At 45.1% G+C, this 15,520-nt stretch carries 13 protein-coding genes; 6 read left to right on the top strand and 7 right to left on the bottom strand.

The genetic code is table 11. The annotated features are described in order from the left end of the window. Window positions 1-119 precede the first annotated feature (119 nt). The 6 genes from IQ263_RS00420 (at window position 120) to IQ263_RS00395 (ending at window position 8,430) form a co-directional block, all read left to right on the top strand. The gene (locus tag IQ263_RS00420; protein WP_194065644.1) at window positions 120-1,316 is read left to right on the top strand and encodes a glycosyltransferase family 2 protein; all 1,197 of its coding nucleotides are present in this window, start codon (window positions 120-122) and stop codon (window positions 1,314-1,316) included. A gap of 34 nt (window positions 1,317-1,350) precedes the next feature. After that, window positions 1,351-2,757, top strand: a complete 1,407-nt coding sequence (locus IQ263_RS00415) for a glycosyltransferase family 2 protein (protein WP_228049686.1) — start codon at window positions 1,351-1,353, stop codon at window positions 2,755-2,757. Window positions 2,758-2,859: 102 nt separating this feature from the next. Next, window positions 2,860-3,012: a hypothetical protein gene (locus tag IQ263_RS00410; protein ID WP_194065643.1), complete on the top strand. Its 153-nt coding sequence runs from the start codon at window positions 2,860-2,862 to the stop codon at window positions 3,010-3,012. Further along, window positions 3,009-3,800 carry an ABC transporter permease gene (locus tag IQ263_RS00405; protein WP_194065642.1) on the top strand — a complete coding sequence of 264 codons (792 nt, stop codon included), beginning with the start codon at window positions 3,009-3,011 and terminating at the stop codon, window positions 3,798-3,800. The genes IQ263_RS00410 and IQ263_RS00405 overlap by 4 nt, the downstream gene beginning before the upstream one ends. Next, window positions 3,801-5,873: an ATP-binding cassette domain-containing protein gene (locus tag IQ263_RS00400; RefSeq protein ID WP_194065641.1), complete on the top strand. Its 2,073-nt coding sequence runs from the start codon at window positions 3,801-3,803 to the stop codon at window positions 5,871-5,873. A 136-nt stretch (window positions 5,874-6,009) separates the two neighbouring features. Next, a complete protein-coding gene (locus IQ263_RS00395) occupies window positions 6,010-8,430 on the top strand; it encodes a sulfotransferase (RefSeq protein WP_194065640.1) in 2,421 nt (806 codons plus the stop codon). A 74-nt stretch (window positions 8,431-8,504) separates the two neighbouring features. Here IQ263_RS00395 and IQ263_RS00390 read toward each other — a convergent pair whose 3' ends face one another. From IQ263_RS00390 to IQ263_RS00365, 7 genes are all read right to left on the bottom strand, one after another. After that, the gene (locus IQ263_RS00390; protein WP_194065639.1) at window positions 8,505-9,731 is read right to left on the bottom strand and encodes an NAD(P)/FAD-dependent oxidoreductase; all 1,227 of its coding nucleotides are present in this window, start codon (window positions 9,729-9,731) and stop codon (window positions 8,505-8,507) included. Window positions 9,732-9,738: 7 nt separating this feature from the next. Then, window positions 9,739-9,930 carry a hypothetical protein gene (locus IQ263_RS29680; RefSeq protein WP_333192070.1) on the bottom strand — a complete coding sequence of 64 codons (192 nt, stop codon included), beginning with the start codon at window positions 9,928-9,930 and terminating at the stop codon, window positions 9,739-9,741. Between the two features lie 42 nt (window positions 9,931-9,972). Beyond that, window positions 9,973-10,107, bottom strand: a complete 135-nt coding sequence (locus tag IQ263_RS29675; RefSeq protein WP_333192066.1) for a hypothetical protein — start codon at window positions 10,105-10,107, stop codon at window positions 9,973-9,975. Further along, a complete protein-coding gene (locus tag IQ263_RS00380) occupies window positions 10,104-10,421 on the bottom strand; it encodes a hypothetical protein (protein ID WP_194065638.1) in 318 nt (105 codons plus the stop codon). Before IQ263_RS00380 ends, IQ263_RS29675 begins: the two co-directional genes overlap by 4 nt. Window positions 10,422-10,490: 69 nt before the next feature. Then, window positions 10,491-12,398 (bottom strand): 1-deoxy-D-xylulose-5-phosphate synthase, encoded by a 1,908-nt coding sequence (gene dxs / locus IQ263_RS00375; RefSeq protein WP_194065637.1) that lies wholly within the window; start codon window positions 12,396-12,398, stop codon window positions 10,491-10,493. 490 nt (window positions 12,399-12,888) lie between these two features. After that, window positions 12,889-13,140, bottom strand: a complete 252-nt coding sequence (locus IQ263_RS00370) for a DUF4926 domain-containing protein (RefSeq protein WP_228049685.1) — start codon at window positions 13,138-13,140, stop codon at window positions 12,889-12,891. Window positions 13,141-13,415: 275 nt separating this feature from the next. Further along, a complete protein-coding gene (locus tag IQ263_RS00365; RefSeq protein WP_194065636.1) occupies window positions 13,416-15,503 on the bottom strand; it encodes a thioredoxin domain-containing protein in 2,088 nt (695 codons plus the stop codon). Window positions 15,504-15,520: the final 17 nt, after the last annotated feature.

Here is a 15,520-nt window from a genome sequence, read left to right as displayed (position 1 = left end):
TGGCATTGATAAGTTGCTATCCCCTACAACAATTTTGGCTAAAATACATCCGGTAAAATACGGAGACTCTATGATTTTTTGGCAATCTAAAATCTAAAATCTAAAATCTAAAATCTAAAATGGCAACAGCTATTCTCGACCTAGAAATCTCCAAACTCCCGCCAGAAATTGCGGTTGAGGAGCGTTACAGCAAAGCCTTGGTTTTAATTAGACTGCACGGAAAGCCGATCGCGAGCGCTCAACTTTCGGTAGTCGGAGGTCGCATTGAGGGCTCTCAATTGCGGGAAACACTGATGGATGCTGCGGGGGATAACCTTTGGAAAAATTGGCTCTACGACGTTCTCGAATGGGATGAGCGGGGGGCGATGGAGGCATTGCCGATCGCCACAGTAGCAGTTTGCACGCGCGATCGACCGGAAGATTTGCGGCGCTGTTTAGAAGCGTTTATGCGGCTGCCCGACGACGGTCAGGAATACTTAGTAATTGACAATTGTCCGGCTACCGACGCTAGCAGGGAACTGGTCAAAAATTACCCAAAAGTGCGCTATGTGCGCGAAGACCTACCGGGCTCCAGCGCTGCCCGCAACCGAGCTTTACGCGAAGCTAAACACGAATTCGTAGCGTTTACAGATGACGATGCAGCCCCCGATCCGAACTGGCTGCGATCGCTCTTGGGGAATTTTAGCGATCCCCGAGTTATGTGCGTCACGGGGCTGGTGATGCCCTTGGAACTCGAAAGCGAAGCGCAAGAATGGTTCGAGCGCTACACCCCCCACGGGCGGGGCTTCGAGCGCCTAATTTTTGACGGGGTGCACTGCAACCCGCTGGTTGTCTCGCCAGTGGGGGTTTCGGCGAGTATGGCTTTGCGGAAAAGTTCGATCGACTTTATCGGCTTGTTTGACGAGGCTTTGGGACCGGGAACGCCCACTGCCAACGGGGAAGACTGCCAATTGTTTGCTCGCATTTTGTGCGCCGGCTACCGCATCGTTTACGAACCGAGGGCCTTGAGTTGGCACCGCCACCGGCGCACATGGGAAGAACTGCGAAACACGCTCCAAGGCTACGCAATGGGACTCTATGCTTTCTGGACGCAACAATTTGTGGTCAACAGAGAATTCAGCGTACCTATCTTAGCCTTGTCATGGCTGTGGTACATACAAATTCCTGAACTAATTGCTTCTTTGCGAAGGCAACCGGATTCTATCCCTAGTGATTTGCTTTTAGCTCAACTGCGGGGCTGCATTAGCGGCCCGAAGGCTTATTTTGTGTCTCGCAAGTGGTTGCAAAAAATTAAGGAAGAAATTATTAGTTATTAGTTGTTAGTTATTGGTTATAAGTTAAGAATGCCCAATGCCCAAACCCTTCGCTCCGCCCAATTCCCAATTCCCAGTTCCGAATGTAAATATGGAAAATCTAACATTTAGCATCATTCTTATAACTCACAACCGAAGCTCTTCGCTGCGGCGGGCTTTGGATGCTCTGCAATTACAGACTTATCCGATGGATCTCATCGAAGTCAGGGTAGTCGTAGATAGCTGCATTGACGATACTTTAGGAATGTTACAAGACTACAAAGCTCCTTTTAAAATGCACACAATTGAGGCCAACTGCCGGAGTGTGGGTATGTCTCGCAATATTGGAGCAGCGGAGGCTACTGGACAACTGCTGTTGTTTCTGGACGATGACATCGAAGCAATGCCGTGTTTAGTCGAAAACCACGGGCGCGTTCATCGAGAACGTCCAGGCTGCGCCGCGATCGGTCCTTATCCGCCAAAGTTGCAATCCAGGACTAATTTTTTTGAGGTAGAAGTGCGGACTTGGTGGGAGGAAAAGTTTTACCAGATGAGCAAGCCGACTCATCGGTACACTTATCAAGATTTGCTCTGTGGGAACCTTTCTATTGATACAAAACTGTTTGCTGGTACCGGAGGCTTCGATTCTGCCTTCGGCCCGGGTACTGCCTATGAAGATTACGAGTTTGCCTTGCGCTTGCTCAAAGCAAATGTACCTTTTGCGGTGGCAACGGATGCAGTCGGGTATCACTACGAACACGAAACTAACAACCTCGATCGCTCTTTTGGGCGAGCTCGCGCGGAAGGGCGTTCGGATGTTTTGATCGGTCAGCGGCACCCGGAAATGAAACCGACGCTGCACATAAAAGACTACGAAACTCCTGATTCGCTGGTAAATAAAATTTTGGTCGCGATCGTATTTTTCTGGCCTGCCGCCTTAGATTTGCTGGCTGTCGGACTGAGAAAATCCCTTGACTGGCTTCAATACATGGGGATGCGGGGAACTTGGCGGTGGCTGCGGACGAGACTACTGGCTTACTCGTACTTGCGGGGAGTGATGGATCAGTTAAAAACCCGATCGGCTCTTTCTAGTTTTATGCAAGAAGGAACGGCTAGCGGCGATTTGGGCAGACATGAAATTGAAATCGATTTGCAGGAAGGTTGGGAAGCAGCAGAACTAATGATTGACGAGCAAAAACCCGATGGCATTTACCTCCGTTACGGTGAACTGTCAGTCGGTCACGTCACTCCCAAATTCGGTGTAGAGCCACTGCGGGGCGCTCACTTGCGATCGATTCTGGCGCTTGAGTTTGCCGAACCCCTGGCTCGGGCGATCGCGGTTAACGGTATGCCCAAAAGTGCTGCTCATTCTGAGCCTAGCTTAGTTGACAACACCCTACTTCAACATCTAATGTTATTTACAGTAGTGGACAAAAAACCACTGAAAAGTTCTTCCTATAACTGACATAGTTAGATTAGAGAAAAAACAGAATATAGAGGTGTAATTAATTAACCGTTTAATTAATCGTAAGTAGTAATTGAGAGTTAAAAGAAAGAGAAATTAACAATGGTAATCATGGCACTAAAATTGATTGAAGCTTATTTTTTAGAACCAATTGCTGACAAGCTGACCCTGGTGCCGACCCTGAATTTGGTTAAGATTCAGCCCTGGGAGGCATCCCGGCCAGAACCTCAGATAGTTGCCGGAGGTGTGCGGTGAGAAATGCGGGAACGGTGCTTTATCGGCGCAAAATGGCTCATTGGTTCGATTTGTTGCGGGTGTTGGTCGATCGCGAGATGAAATTACTTTACAAGCGATCGACCTTGGGGATTGCTTGGACTTTAATCAGTCCGCTGTTACAGTTGGCTGTATTTTCCTTTTTGTTTCGCTCTGTCGTAGCGCTTAATATTCCCAAATATTCTTCCTTTGTTTTCAGCGGCTTGTTAATCTGGAATTGGTCTCAAACGGTATTATTTAAATCAACGGCATTAATTACCAATCATAAGCCACTAATCAGGCAGCCAAATTTCCCCCCGGCAATTTTGCCGGTAGTCACGACGACGACGGGGCTCATTCACTTTGTGTTAGCTTTGCCGGTGTTAATTATCTTTCTGCTAATTGATGGCGTTCATCTAAATCCAGTGTTACTTTTGTTGCCGCTGCTGATGATTATTCAGTTTGTGTTGACAGTTAGTTTTGCTTATCCCCTTGCAGCTTTAAATGTCACTTTTCGCGACACTCAACACACTTTGGGAGTAGTTTTGCAGATGCTGTTTTACCTGACTCCGATTTTCTACGACATCAACAGCGTCCCGGAAAAATTTAAGATTTTTTATTACTTAAATCCAATGGTGCCGCTGATTGAAGCTTACCGCGCCATACTTCTTAAAGGTATGCAGCCGGATTGGTCGGCTCTGTTAATTTTGAGCTTGGCTGTGGCGGCTCTTTTACCCATCGGACTGGGAATTTTTAGACGGCAAAGCGCTCATTTTGTGGAGGAAGTGTAAATGCGTGAAGCAATTATTGTCAAAGGTTTGGGTAAGCGTTTTAACCGCTACTCTACCGCGAAACCTTATACGATTATGGAAGCCGCTTTATCCGGTTGGTGGAAGCTGAAGCCGGAGGCGAGTTTTTGGGCGCTGCGGAATATAAATTTTACTGTTTCTCCTGGGGAAATGCTGGGAATTCTTGGCAAGAATGGCGCGGGAAAATCAACGCTGCTGCAACTTGTCGGCGGTATTTGCCGGGCTGAGGAAGGATCTATTAAAGTTAACGGCAGAATTGGCGGCTTGTTGGATTTGGGTGCGAGTTTTCACACGGATCTAACGGGCAGAGAAAACGTGTTTGTGGGTGCGGTGGTGGCCGGTTTGACTCGCCGGGAAGTGGCGCGCAGGTTTGACGATATTGTGGAATTTGCAGAGTTAAAAAAGTTTATTGACAGCCCGATGCGGACTTACAGTACGGGGATGAAAATGCGGCTGGCTTTTTCCGTGGCGGTGCATACCGATCCAGAAGTGCTGTTAGTTGATGAACATTTGTCGGTTGGTGATGTGGCTTTTCAAACCAAATGTTTGAATAAGATAACTGAGTTTAAAAATCAAGGATGTGCGATTGTTTTGATTTCTCACACTGCGTCGCAAATTCAGAAAATGTGCGATCGGGCTTTGTGGCTGAAAGCAGGTGAAATCGTGGCCTATGGGGAACCGGAAGTAGTAGTCGGTCAGTATTTGTCAGAAATGCGATCGTCCACAGAAAATCACACTCCCCTGCGCGGTGCTGAAGCTACAAGTAGCGGCTCGCCACTGCGAGGTAATCAGAATCGCTTCGGTTCTTTGGAAGTAGAAATTACCGATGTTAAAGTATTTCCGAATGTAGAAATAGATAGCGGTGATGCTATTAGCATTGAAATCCATTATTCGGTGTCTCAGGAAATTTCTGCTGCTATTTTTGCCGTGACAATCAGCCGGGATGATGGTCAAAGTTGTTTTGAGACTAATACTAATCAAATGGGCAGACTGCTGCCGCTTGTAAAGGGGAAAGGCAAAATCCGGCTGCAAATAGACAGGCTGGATTTAGGAAACGGTCAGTATTACGTGAATGCTGGGGTTTACGAGGAAACTTTGGCTTACGCCTACGATTATCATTGGCAGGTTTATCCGCTGTACGTGCGATCGACTGTCAACCAAAAAACGATTCTTTGTCCGCCGTACCGCTGGGAATTTGAGGGCAAAATGCCGCTTCTGGATTTAGCCGAACCAGCCGCTGCAACTTACGATTTGGATAAGAATAATCCCGGCTACGCCAAGATTTTGACTCAGTTGGAAAACAAGCAAAAACCTGATTTTTTAATGATTGGTGCTCAAAACTGCGGCACGGAATCTCTATACAGCTATCTCGCAAATCACTTGCAAATTATCAAAGAAGGTTCGCGGGACATTCACTTTTTTGAATTAAATTTCGAGCGTGGTATTGAGTGGTACAGCAAGCAGTTGACGCGGAGTGTAGCGAGTGAGAAAGTGCTCCTTTGGGAGATGACTGCTTACTATATTTATCATCCCTTGGTAGCGGAGCGAGTTTACAAGTGTTTCCCGGATGTTAAGCTGATTGTAATGCTGCGAAACCCGGTAAAACGAGCGTGGATGCACTATCATTTAGAAGTGGCAAACGGCTGCGAAAAGTTGGATTTTGAAAAGGCGATCGCCTCTGAGGGCGATCGACTCAAAGGTGAGATTGAAAAAATCAAAGCCGATGAAAAATATTACAGTTTCAATCACCAGCACTATTCCTATTTGTCGCGGGGAATTTATGTAGAACAAATCAAAAATTGGCTCGACTATTTTCCGAGAGAACAATTGCTAATTCTCAAGAGCGAAGATTTTTACACACATACAGGCAAAGTCTTTTCCGAAGTATTGAATTTTCTGGATATTAGTGAGAATGCAGGTAAAGAAGATAAAATCAATCATCTCGATGAATACAGCCAAATGCCACCGGAAATCGCAGAAAAATTGACTAATTACTTCAAACCTTACAATCAGGAACTTTCGGATTTGTTGCATGAGGATTTTAGTTGGAGTTAGGAAAAAAGTTTTTAACCGCAGATAGCCCAGAGATGAACATCAATCATACCTCTTTCTTCTCTTCCTCAGTGCCCTCTGCGCTCTCTGCGGTTCGTAAAAAAAAATCTAATTCACAAACCATTTATTAGCTATAAAAATGAAACGGATATTTTTAATAGGCTCTCCGAGAAGCGGCACAACAATGCTTCAAAGTTTATTGGCTGCTCATCCTGAAGTTATTTCTTTTCCTGAATCTAAGTTTTTTCAATATTTACTTTACAAGAAGTTTGCGGGAAAGTTTCCAGGTAGGATGGAAGCTTTTTTTAAAGATGAGATTAATCGCCCTGAACTTTTGCAAGGTTTTGATGATAGTCAAAGTTTGGGAACTAAAGTTAGTTGGTTTGTCGGAGTTTTGGATGGTTTGGCTGCGGAACAAAACAAAAGCATTTGGTTGGAAAAAACGCCGGAACATATATATTTTATTGATGACATAGAGCGATTTTTGCCGGATGCTAAATTTATACATATTTTGCGAAACGGTATGGATACAATAGCTTCTCTGCATGAGGCTACTAGGAATTCTCATGATTTGTGGGGGCCTGGTTGGGATTTAAACCACTGTATCCATCGCTGGAAGGAGGCGACGTTAATTAGTCACAAATATGCTAAAAATTCTAATCACATATTAGTCAAGTATGAGGAAATTGTCGATAATAAAGTCAAGAAATTAGAAGAGCTTTGTCATTTTATGGGGGTTGAATATGACGCAAAAATGCTGGAGTTTTATCAAGAAAAAGCTGCTAGTCTCAGTTTAAATTTACCTTGGCACCAAGGAATTGAGAGAGAGGTTAAAAGGAGTAATGTTCACAAATATCATAAAATTTTTACGACTAATGAAATTAAAGATATTTTAGATAAGATTAAGCGAGTCAAGGGTGAAATTGCCTGGAAAGTTACGGTAGAAGTGAGCGAACCAATTTCGGATATTTACACTTTGCAAATATGCGATCGCCTGCACTGTACAATTCAATTAGAAGGCATTAAACTCGGTGTTGTGGAATTGCCAGTCTGCGACGGGATTGTGGCGGGTGCGGTGTTGGCGGATGCGGTTGCAGCCCAGTTTGCTTGGCAAATTCTCGATCGCTACTTTCAACGCAATCGCTGCGAAAAAGGTAATAGATTGTGGGAAACTTTGCTGCAACCATTCCACAAGAAAAATGACTGGAGGCTATTTTTACAAGAATTATGGGTGCGATCGCATTGGCATTTGGAGGATTTCTACAAGCCAGAAATACCAGAGGAAGTCCCAACAATTACCCTCGAAAAAGATTTAATTGCTGTAGAAGTTAGCGAGGAATTGCCTAATATAAAAGTTGAGCTTTCTGAAATAGATGTCCTGGTGAAAGTAGGCGGCGTTGCTGTCGGTATTGTAACGGTTGCGGTGGAAAATAATTTCGTTTCTGCTCAAAAATTGCGATCGACAATTACTCGAAATAGCGGTTTTGAGTTGTGCGTCGCCACCGTGCGAGAAGCTTTGCTGGGAAAACCGATCGACGGTAAGCAATCGCTGCGATCGCGCTTAGCCTCTGCTGCCCGCCAAAGGTCGAATCAGCCAGAGTGGTTGAATGCAGAGGGTTATGGTGGCATTTACCCGCCAAATGCAGTGATGTTCGGCAGGCGATCGGGTGCGATCGGCACCAGTATCAGCCGCCGCGCCGCACTCCCAGCCGCAGCGCTGCGAGAAATCGCATCAGCCGCAGCAATCGCCGGGGAAACAACAATGCAAATTCCCTTAGAAAACGAGCTACACAAACAAGTATTTTATGCACCAGAAATCATCGGTAAAAAATCGCCTTATCGAGAAGTTGCCAACCCAGAAAAACCTCAAGTTTTTAACAATAACAGCGTCACAGAAAATCTGCCCATTCTCGCCTACGGCCGCATTTCTCCCGATGGTTTAAATACCGTTACTCCCGACTTGTTTGAACAGCAACTACAGGATTTACAAGAAAAAGGTTATTACAGTGCGAGTTGGGAAAATTGGCGAAGCGCAAAACAGACTAAAACTCCTTTACCCGGTAAAGCCGTATTGATAACATTTGACGGAGGCTATCTCGACTTTTTCCAATATGCTTGGCCTTTGCTAAAACGCTATGATTTTACAGCAACTGTTTTTTTAGTAGCCGAGTCGATTGGAAAGACAAATAGTTGGGAAAAAGCCGAAGGTGAAGAAGTAAACTTAATGGGATGGCCAGAAATTCTGCAAATGCAGGATGCAGGAATTGAATTCGGTTCGATGTCTGCTACCTATCAACCATTAACTACCTTGTCGCCCACAGAAATTGTGCGTGAGGGGGCAAAATGTCGCGCTATTTTGGAACGGGGATTAGGGAAATCTGTTAAATGTTTTGCTTATCCTTACGGAGATGTCGATAAAATTGTAGAACATTTAATCGGGGCGAGCGGGTATACTTTTGGTGTATCCTATAGGTCAAAGTTTAGCAGCTTAGACGATTCTTTAATGTCGCTACCCCGCATTCAAATCACCAAGGAAAATCCCTTAAAATTAGGTTCGTAGTGATGAATTTAGTCCGCATTCGGAAGGAATCAAGTCCTCACTACAAACCAACTTGATGACGATTTAGATCATTACTAAAAACTTTTTCTCAGCCGCTGCACCAAACCCTGAAACTTCCGCCCTAAATAACCGCCAAATCCTCTATAAATCTTCTCAAACTTATAATAAAATAAAATATCCATCACATCATCAGTTTTCATGTACTTTAAGTAAGAAATTACCTTGTCTGTAAGCTCATCATTAACATCATCGATATACTTTCTCACCGCCAACCTTTCCGAAATATGCCATTTTTGATCGAACTTGCGGTGCATTTGGGTTTCATAATCTCCAAAATCTGAGATTTTCCCGTCCAAATATTTTTCAATGTATTTCCCCGCAATTTCGGCACCATCCATCCCGTGTCTGATACCCTCGCCGCCCAAAAAATTTACAGTGGAGACAGTATCGCCGATCGCAATTATATTCTCCTTGTAATAAATATCCTGCAAACCCTGACTGTACTTCAGAGTAGAACCGTGTTTGTCAATAATTGTATAATTTTTAGACTTCAGATATTCATCAATCAGCAAATCGATATATTTTTTCAAAGGTTCCAAATTTTTCACAGTTTTCGGATCTAAAAAAATGCGGCCCGCACCAACTTTCAGCCTGTTTTGTTCCATTGGAAATATCCAAGAATAACCCTTCGGCATCCATTTATCGCCCAAAAAAAAGATTAAATCATTGGCATATTTATGATAAATTTCCGGTTCTACTTCAATTAAATATTCGATGCCGGTTCCCGATAAAAACTCTGGCTTATCGTTTTCTTTTTCGTACATAATCGCCCTAGCAAAACCCGTAGCATCAACCAAAACTTTAGTGCTAGCTTTGATAAGTTGACCGTCAGATAGCTGTTTAAATTCTACGATTGTTTCACCGTTAGCTTGCGAATGTCCGGTGTAGCGACAACCAAGCCAAACTTCACCGCCAAATCGCTCAACTTCCTCGGCTAAAAAAGCTCTAAATTTAGCAAAATTGAGAACAACTCCCAAGTTTTCGGGAGACTCCCAAGTTTGACTGACTTTGCTAGTTTCAATAGTCAGTTTGTGCCAACAACTGCCGACAACTGATTCGGGTAAATCGAATTGAGAAAGGGTTTCTAAAGGCGTGGCGGCGCTGGAAAAGTCGTTTTTATTAAAATTGTCGTTTTGTTCGGCAAGCAAGACTTTGCGGCCGGATTTTGCCAATATTCTCGCGCAGTGACCGCCTGCTGGGCCTGCTCCTACTATTACTATATCAAAATTTTTTAAGTTCATTTTGCTTTTAAATCGTTTCCAATGTCAAAATACCCGCCGAAATATCAACTACCAAGCGCCGATTTTTCAACAGTTGGCGGCCGATTAAAATTTCGGGTACTCCCGCGCCTACATGAACGGGAATGTCAAACTCTTGCTCATCAATTGTAATTTTTCCTGCATAAAGATCGAAATTAAATTCTCCTTTAGCTGTTCGCATTTTTTCTTGTTTCACATATATCCAATCAAGTCCCTCTAAATCTTAATCGTTCATAGCTAACCAGCCGGAAAAACCTGTATCAAGCAGAGCGTCAATAGGTAATTCTAAGCCGTTATCAGCAATCAATTCAATTTCAAAAAATAGCTCGTCCTGATCGCCAAATATTCCTTCCATCATATCGTGCCACAAACTCCAGTTTCATTGATCCGAAAGACGTGCAATTTAACTTTAGGGTATTTTTCATGGGCTATGTTTGCAACTAGCATATCATCCTTGTCGATAAAATATTCACCGCTGTCGGGTTCAACGGCCATGTACCAGTTGTAGTGGGTTTTAATCAATTCTGGTTTGAGGCGATCGAAAATAGGTTTGCAGCGCTGATAAAATGCTTCTCTCTCAGCATACCATTGGGCTATTTCTTCTGCAGAACCTGTGCGTTTTGGGTGCAATCTTCTCCGGGGAGTTCTGCTAGTTGGGTTGAGATAAGTCATTGTTGATTCTCCTTTTGTGCAGTAAAGGTGAAGTAAGGTGAGCAGTGCCCACCCTACAATTCTAGCTAATTAGACGCTAACGGGTGATTGTTTGCGGCTGAATTGTGCTAAGATACGATCGCACATTTGCGACGGATTTAAGCCCAAGGTTGCCATCGACTGATCCGGTGTTGCGTGGTCTACCAATGTATCCGGTACACCCAAGCGCATCACAGGAACAAGAACATTATTATCTAGCAAAGCTTCGGCTACTGCTGAACCGAAACCGCCCATCAAACAACCTTCTTCCATTGTGACAACTTTCCCGATTTGCTGTGCTAAAGGCAAGATTAATTCAGTGTCCAAAGGCTTGACAAAACGCGCGTTGATGACTGTTGCTTCGATGCCGTGTTCGCTCAAAATCTCGGCAGTTTGCATCGCCGGATAAACCATCGAACCGTAACCTAATATTAGCAAGTCGTCGCCGTTGCGGAGAATTTCGGCTTTGCCGATCGCCAATTCTTCCCAACCCTCTTCCATCAGAGGTACGCCGTAACCGTTGCCGCGCGGGTAGCGCATCGCGATCGGGCCGCTGGTGTGGTTGATTCCCGTGACTACCATCCGCTGCAATTCGGCCTCGTCTTTTGGAGCCATAATTGTCATGTTTGGCAAGCACCGCAAGTAAGAAATATCGTACATTCCTTGGTGAGTGGGGCCGTCTGCGCCGACAATTCCCGCGCGATCCAAACAGAAGAAAACAGGCAAGTTTTGGATGCAGACATCGTGAATTATTTGGTCGTAGGCCCGCTGCAAAAAGGTCGAGTAAATTGCTACAACCGGGCGCATTCCTTCGCAGGCTAAACCAGCCGATAAAGTCACCGCGTGCTGTTCGGCAATGCCAACATCGATGTACTGTTTCGGCAGTTTTTCCTGAAGTTTGTCTAACCCCGTGCCGGTTGCCATTGCAGCAGTAATGCCAACAATTTTCGGATTATCTTCTGCTAGCTTGACGAGGGCGTGGGCAAAGACTTTCGCGTAGGCGGGAGGTTTGGGCTTGGTGGAGGGAATGCCTTTGCCGGTGGCTAAGTTAAAAGGATTTTGGGCGTGATATCCTACTTGGTCTTTTTCGGCGATCGCATATCCTTTGCCCTTCACCGTCACAACGTGAACTAACACAGGGCCTTGGATAGTATGAGCTTGTTTGAAAGTGGTAATTAACTCTTGCAAATTGTGTCCATCTACCGGGCCCATGTAAGTAAAGCCCAATTCTTCAATTACAGCTCCAACTTTCGAGACAGCCAAGCGTTTCATCCCTTCTTTGATGCGTTCCATTTCTGGAGTAAAAGTTTCGCCGACAAAGGGAATTTGTTTGAATTGTTCCTCTAAGTTATCTTTGAGAAACTGCACCGGTGGCGACAAGCGCATTTTGTTTAAATAACGGGTAATTGCGCCGACGTTGGGCGAAATTGACATCTCATTGTCGTTGAGCACAACTAACAAATTGGTTTTCGGCATATGGCCCGCGTGGTTGATCGCTTCGAGTGCCATACCGCCCGTCAGCGCGCCGTCGCCGATGACTGCTACAGTTTTAAAGTTTTCGCCTTTGAGGTCCCGCGCCATTGCCATTCCCAGGGCTGCGGAAATGCTCGTGGAGGCGTGACCGGCCCCAAAGTGGTCAAATTTGCTCTCGCAGCGCTTGAGATAGCCTGCAACGCCGTCTTTTTGGCGCAGGGTGTGGAATTGGTTGTAGCGGCCGGTGATCAATTTGTGCGGATAAGCTTGGTGGCCGACATCCCAGGTAACTTTGTCGCGATCGAGGTCGAGTGTCTGGTAGAGTGCTAAGGTGAGTTCGACTACACCCAATCCTGGGCCTAGGTGTCCGCCGCTCGCAGCTACTGTTTCTAAATGCTTTTCTCGAATTTGTCGGGCAATTTGTTCGAGTTGATGAATCGACAGGCCGTGTAATTGGTTTGGGTGAGTCAGTTCGCTGAGATGCATATTTTAAAATCCTGCTCCTAAGAATTAGGACGAATGCTTAACAGATATAGGTTTTGCCTGCAGCGTTCGGTACGGGCAAACGTTAGAATAGTTTACCTGTTATTTGAGAAAAGTGTTAGGCGTAAGATTTTTGTTATTTTTGACCTGGTAATTATAGTTAATAAATTCGGTTCAGTCAATATAAAAAAAGCTTATGTTTTTAGCTGCTGAGGGGTAACTGTTAGCTGCACGGGGATTATACAATTTTAGATTGTAGATTTTAGATTGTAGAGTTGGCCATAACTTATTCTGTATAAGTTCGGATATTGCCCACCGCTGTATTGTTTGTAAAAAATGGAAGTATTAGGGATTTAAAACTTGTTTTTGTAATAATGGTTGAGTTTTCAGCTATTTGGTTTCAGCAAGCGGACTGTGATGCAAAATCATTAACTGCGACTTGCTAAGGGCTTCTAGGGGAGCATCTCAGTTTTGCATTTGTAGTGCGAGTACCTCAAGAGCTCGCGTATTGTACTCGCGAGTTCTTGAGGTACTCGCACTGTAATGTAAAAAAATGCTTTTTGGAAAAGTGAGATGCTCCCGCTTCTAGCGCGTAGGTACAACCTTGCAAATCGCTAAACTCAACTTCAACAAATTCTGCATCATATTCATCAATTACTGTTCCCACTTGACCCCGATATAAGCCCTGTTCTGGTAAATCTTCTAGTAATGCAACGACATCAAGCAGTTTGATGGTGAAGTTCATTTTTAGATACCTCTTTCACGGAATATAGCCTTTCTCAAAAAGGTAAGGAGTTGAAATTTTAGATTTTAGATTCAGGGATTGATGAATTGAGGGCTTTAACTGGTTCCCAGGCTACAGCGAAAGGAACCTATATCACTCTTGCTCTGCCTCGCTTCGGAAATTGGAGGCAGAGCCTCCGGATCTGTGTTACTAGGCAGAGCCTAGTAACGAGTAAAGCCTAGTGACGAGTCAACGAGTAAAACAGGTTCGCAGTCAGGACTTCAGTTTTTTTCCTTTTATCCTCGCCTTTGACTTTGCTGAATTTCTGCTAACAGCATCTCTTGAGTTTTTGCCGGTTCTTTGCAAGTCAAACACTCGCAAACTAACCCGATCGCACCTTCAGGCAAATCCGCCTCAATCTGACAAACAGCAGTCGGATAATACTGCGAAATTAACCCAGAAATCAGGTCGGGCGAAGTGCGAATCAGGGTAGAATGCTGATACCAGTCGATCGCCGAAAGCAGACTCGGACAAGCTTGGGGAGCATCTCGGACAATACTGCTAAAAGCTTGCAAAGCTTGTTCGGCGCGATCGAGATATTCTAAATTCGGGCCCAGCAAGGCCAAGCGAACCAAAGAGGCGATCGCAATTCCATTCGCCGCCGGAGTTGCATTGTCTATATAGCTGCGTTCCCGCACCAACAAATCTCCGCTCACATCCTTAGCAGCATTGTAATACCCTCCCAATTCCACGCTCCACAAAAACTCATCAAACTCTTCTTGCACCTGCACAGCTTTCTCCAACCAAAACTGAGAATTAGGCAATTGCTGTGTTGCTTCCCCATTGCCTAAATTCAAACTCGCTTGATGCAAATCCAACAAAGCTTTCACAAACAAAGCATAATCTTCCGACTGTGCAGCCACCGCCGATTGTCCGTCATAATTCAGCCGCTGAAACCGCCCATTTTGCCACTGATTGTCTAAAATAAAATTAGCAGCATTCACCGCCAATTCCAGATAGTCCAAATTCCCAAAAACAGCCGCCGCCCGCGCCAAACCCGAAATCATTAAACTATTCCAAGCAGCAATCATTTTCGTGTCAGTAACTGCCGGAATTCTACCAGGCCAACTTTCATTCTTAGCTTCTTGATTGTTGCGGGCTGGGAGAAAGGTTTTCACAGTATCGGGATTGCCGCCGTAGCGAACAGCAAAAAGTTTAGCTAAAGCCGTTTCTACCGTGGCGCTGAGTTTTCCCGGCTGGTGGCGCTGCAAGACATTTTTGCCTTCAAAATTGCCGCCGCGAGTCACAGTAAACTGTGCTTGAATTTCTACCAATTCCTCATCAGTTAACAGTTGTTCTAGTTCGCTGTAAGTCCAAACATAAAACGCTCCTTCTTCCGGTTCAACTTCCTCTGAAGTGTTAAAACTGTCGGCATCCTGTGCGGCGTAAAAATAGCCTGCGGTTGCGGTCATTTCTCGCTTCAACCATTCTACTGTCCGCGCGATCGCACTTTCAAAAGCCGGTTCTTGGATTCCCGCGCTCCACAAATTTGCTAAATACTCAACAATTTGACCGTTGTCGTAGAGCATTTTTTCAAAGTGCGGCACAGTCCAAGTAGCATCAACTGTGTAGCGGTGAAATCCGCCGGCTACGTGGTCGTAAATGCCGCCCAATGCTAAGTCTAATCCGCGCTGAGTGCAGACTTGTTTGCTGTCGTATTTTGAATCAAAATTAAAGCGCGTTCCCCGCAGTGCTAGCTCAGCATAAGGCATCATGGGAAAACTGGGCCCTGGGTTGCTGCCGGCAATAATTCCGGTGTTGAGTTCCCAGCCTTTTTGGAATATTTCGCGATTTAGTTCTGCGGTTCCTGCTGACAGTGCTGCCGACTGTTGAAGGTTCTCTAAAATCTCTGCTTTGAAAGCTTCTACTTTGCCTTTTTCTGTGTCGTAAAAACGGCGGATTGCTTGCAAAACTTCTAAAAATGCTGGTCTCCCGTAGCGGGCTTCTACGGGGAAATAAGTGCCTCCGTAGAAGGGAATTCGCTCGTCGGGAGTGAGAAAAACGTTGAGCGGCCAACCACCTTGACCGGTCATCATTTGCAAGGTTTGCATATATATGCTGTCGATGTCCGGGCGTTCTTCGCGATCGACTTTGATCGGTATAAACTGCGAATTCATGTATTGGGCGATCGCGCGATCGGAAAATGCTTCCCCTTCCATCACCGTGCACCAATGGCAGCTAGAGTAGCCAATTGACAGGAAAATCGGTTTATTTTCGCTCCGGGCCGTTTCTAAGGCTTCGTCGCACCAGGGCCACCAGTCGATCGGATTTTCGCTGTGTTTCCGCAGGTAAAGGCTTTGGGATTGAGCAAGACGGTTCACCATAATCAAATATACTTTAA

Origin of the sequence: Tychonema sp. LEGE 06208, assembly GCF_015207505.1 — a bacterium.
Classification (GTDB): Bacteria; Cyanobacteriota; Cyanobacteriia; order Cyanobacteriales; family Microcoleaceae; genus Microcoleus.
This window is presented reverse-complemented; position numbering and strand designations above follow the sequence as displayed.

Excerpts from the sequence above, each read along its gene's own strand:
- IQ263_RS00365 (WP_194065636.1), bottom strand. The coding sequence starts at position 15,503 with ATGGTGAACCGTCTTGCTCAATCCCAAAGCCTTTACCTGCGGAAACAC.
- IQ263_RS00415 (WP_228049686.1), top strand. The coding sequence starts at position 1,351 with ATGCCCAAACCCTTCGCTCCGCCCAATTCCCAATTCCCAGTTCCGAAT.
- IQ263_RS00380 (WP_194065638.1), bottom strand. The coding sequence starts at position 10,421 with ATGACTTATCTCAACCCAACTAGCAGAACTCCCCGGAGAAGATTGCAC.
- IQ263_RS29680 (WP_333192070.1), bottom strand. The coding sequence starts at position 9,930 with ATGCGAACAGCTAAAGGAGAATTTAATTTCGATCTTTATGCAGGAAAA.
- IQ263_RS29675 (WP_333192066.1), bottom strand. The coding sequence starts at position 10,107 with ATGATGGAAGGAATATTTGGCGATCAGGACGAGCTATTTTTTGAAATT.
- IQ263_RS00400 (WP_194065641.1), top strand. The coding sequence starts at position 3,801 with ATGCGTGAAGCAATTATTGTCAAAGGTTTGGGTAAGCGTTTTAACCGC.
- IQ263_RS00420 (WP_194065644.1), top strand. The coding sequence starts at position 120 with ATGGCAACAGCTATTCTCGACCTAGAAATCTCCAAACTCCCGCCAGAA.
- IQ263_RS00390 (WP_194065639.1), bottom strand. The coding sequence starts at position 9,731 with ATGAACTTAAAAAATTTTGATATAGTAATAGTAGGAGCAGGCCCAGCA.
- IQ263_RS00410 (WP_194065643.1), top strand. The coding sequence starts at position 2,860 with ATGGTAATCATGGCACTAAAATTGATTGAAGCTTATTTTTTAGAACCA.
- IQ263_RS00395 (WP_194065640.1), top strand. The coding sequence starts at position 6,010 with ATGAAACGGATATTTTTAATAGGCTCTCCGAGAAGCGGCACAACAATG.
- dxs (WP_194065637.1), bottom strand. The coding sequence starts at position 12,398 with ATGCATCTCAGCGAACTGACTCACCCAAACCAATTACACGGCCTGTCG.
- IQ263_RS00370 (WP_228049685.1), bottom strand. The coding sequence starts at position 13,140 with ATGAACTTCACCATCAAACTGCTTGATGTCGTTGCATTACTAGAAGAT.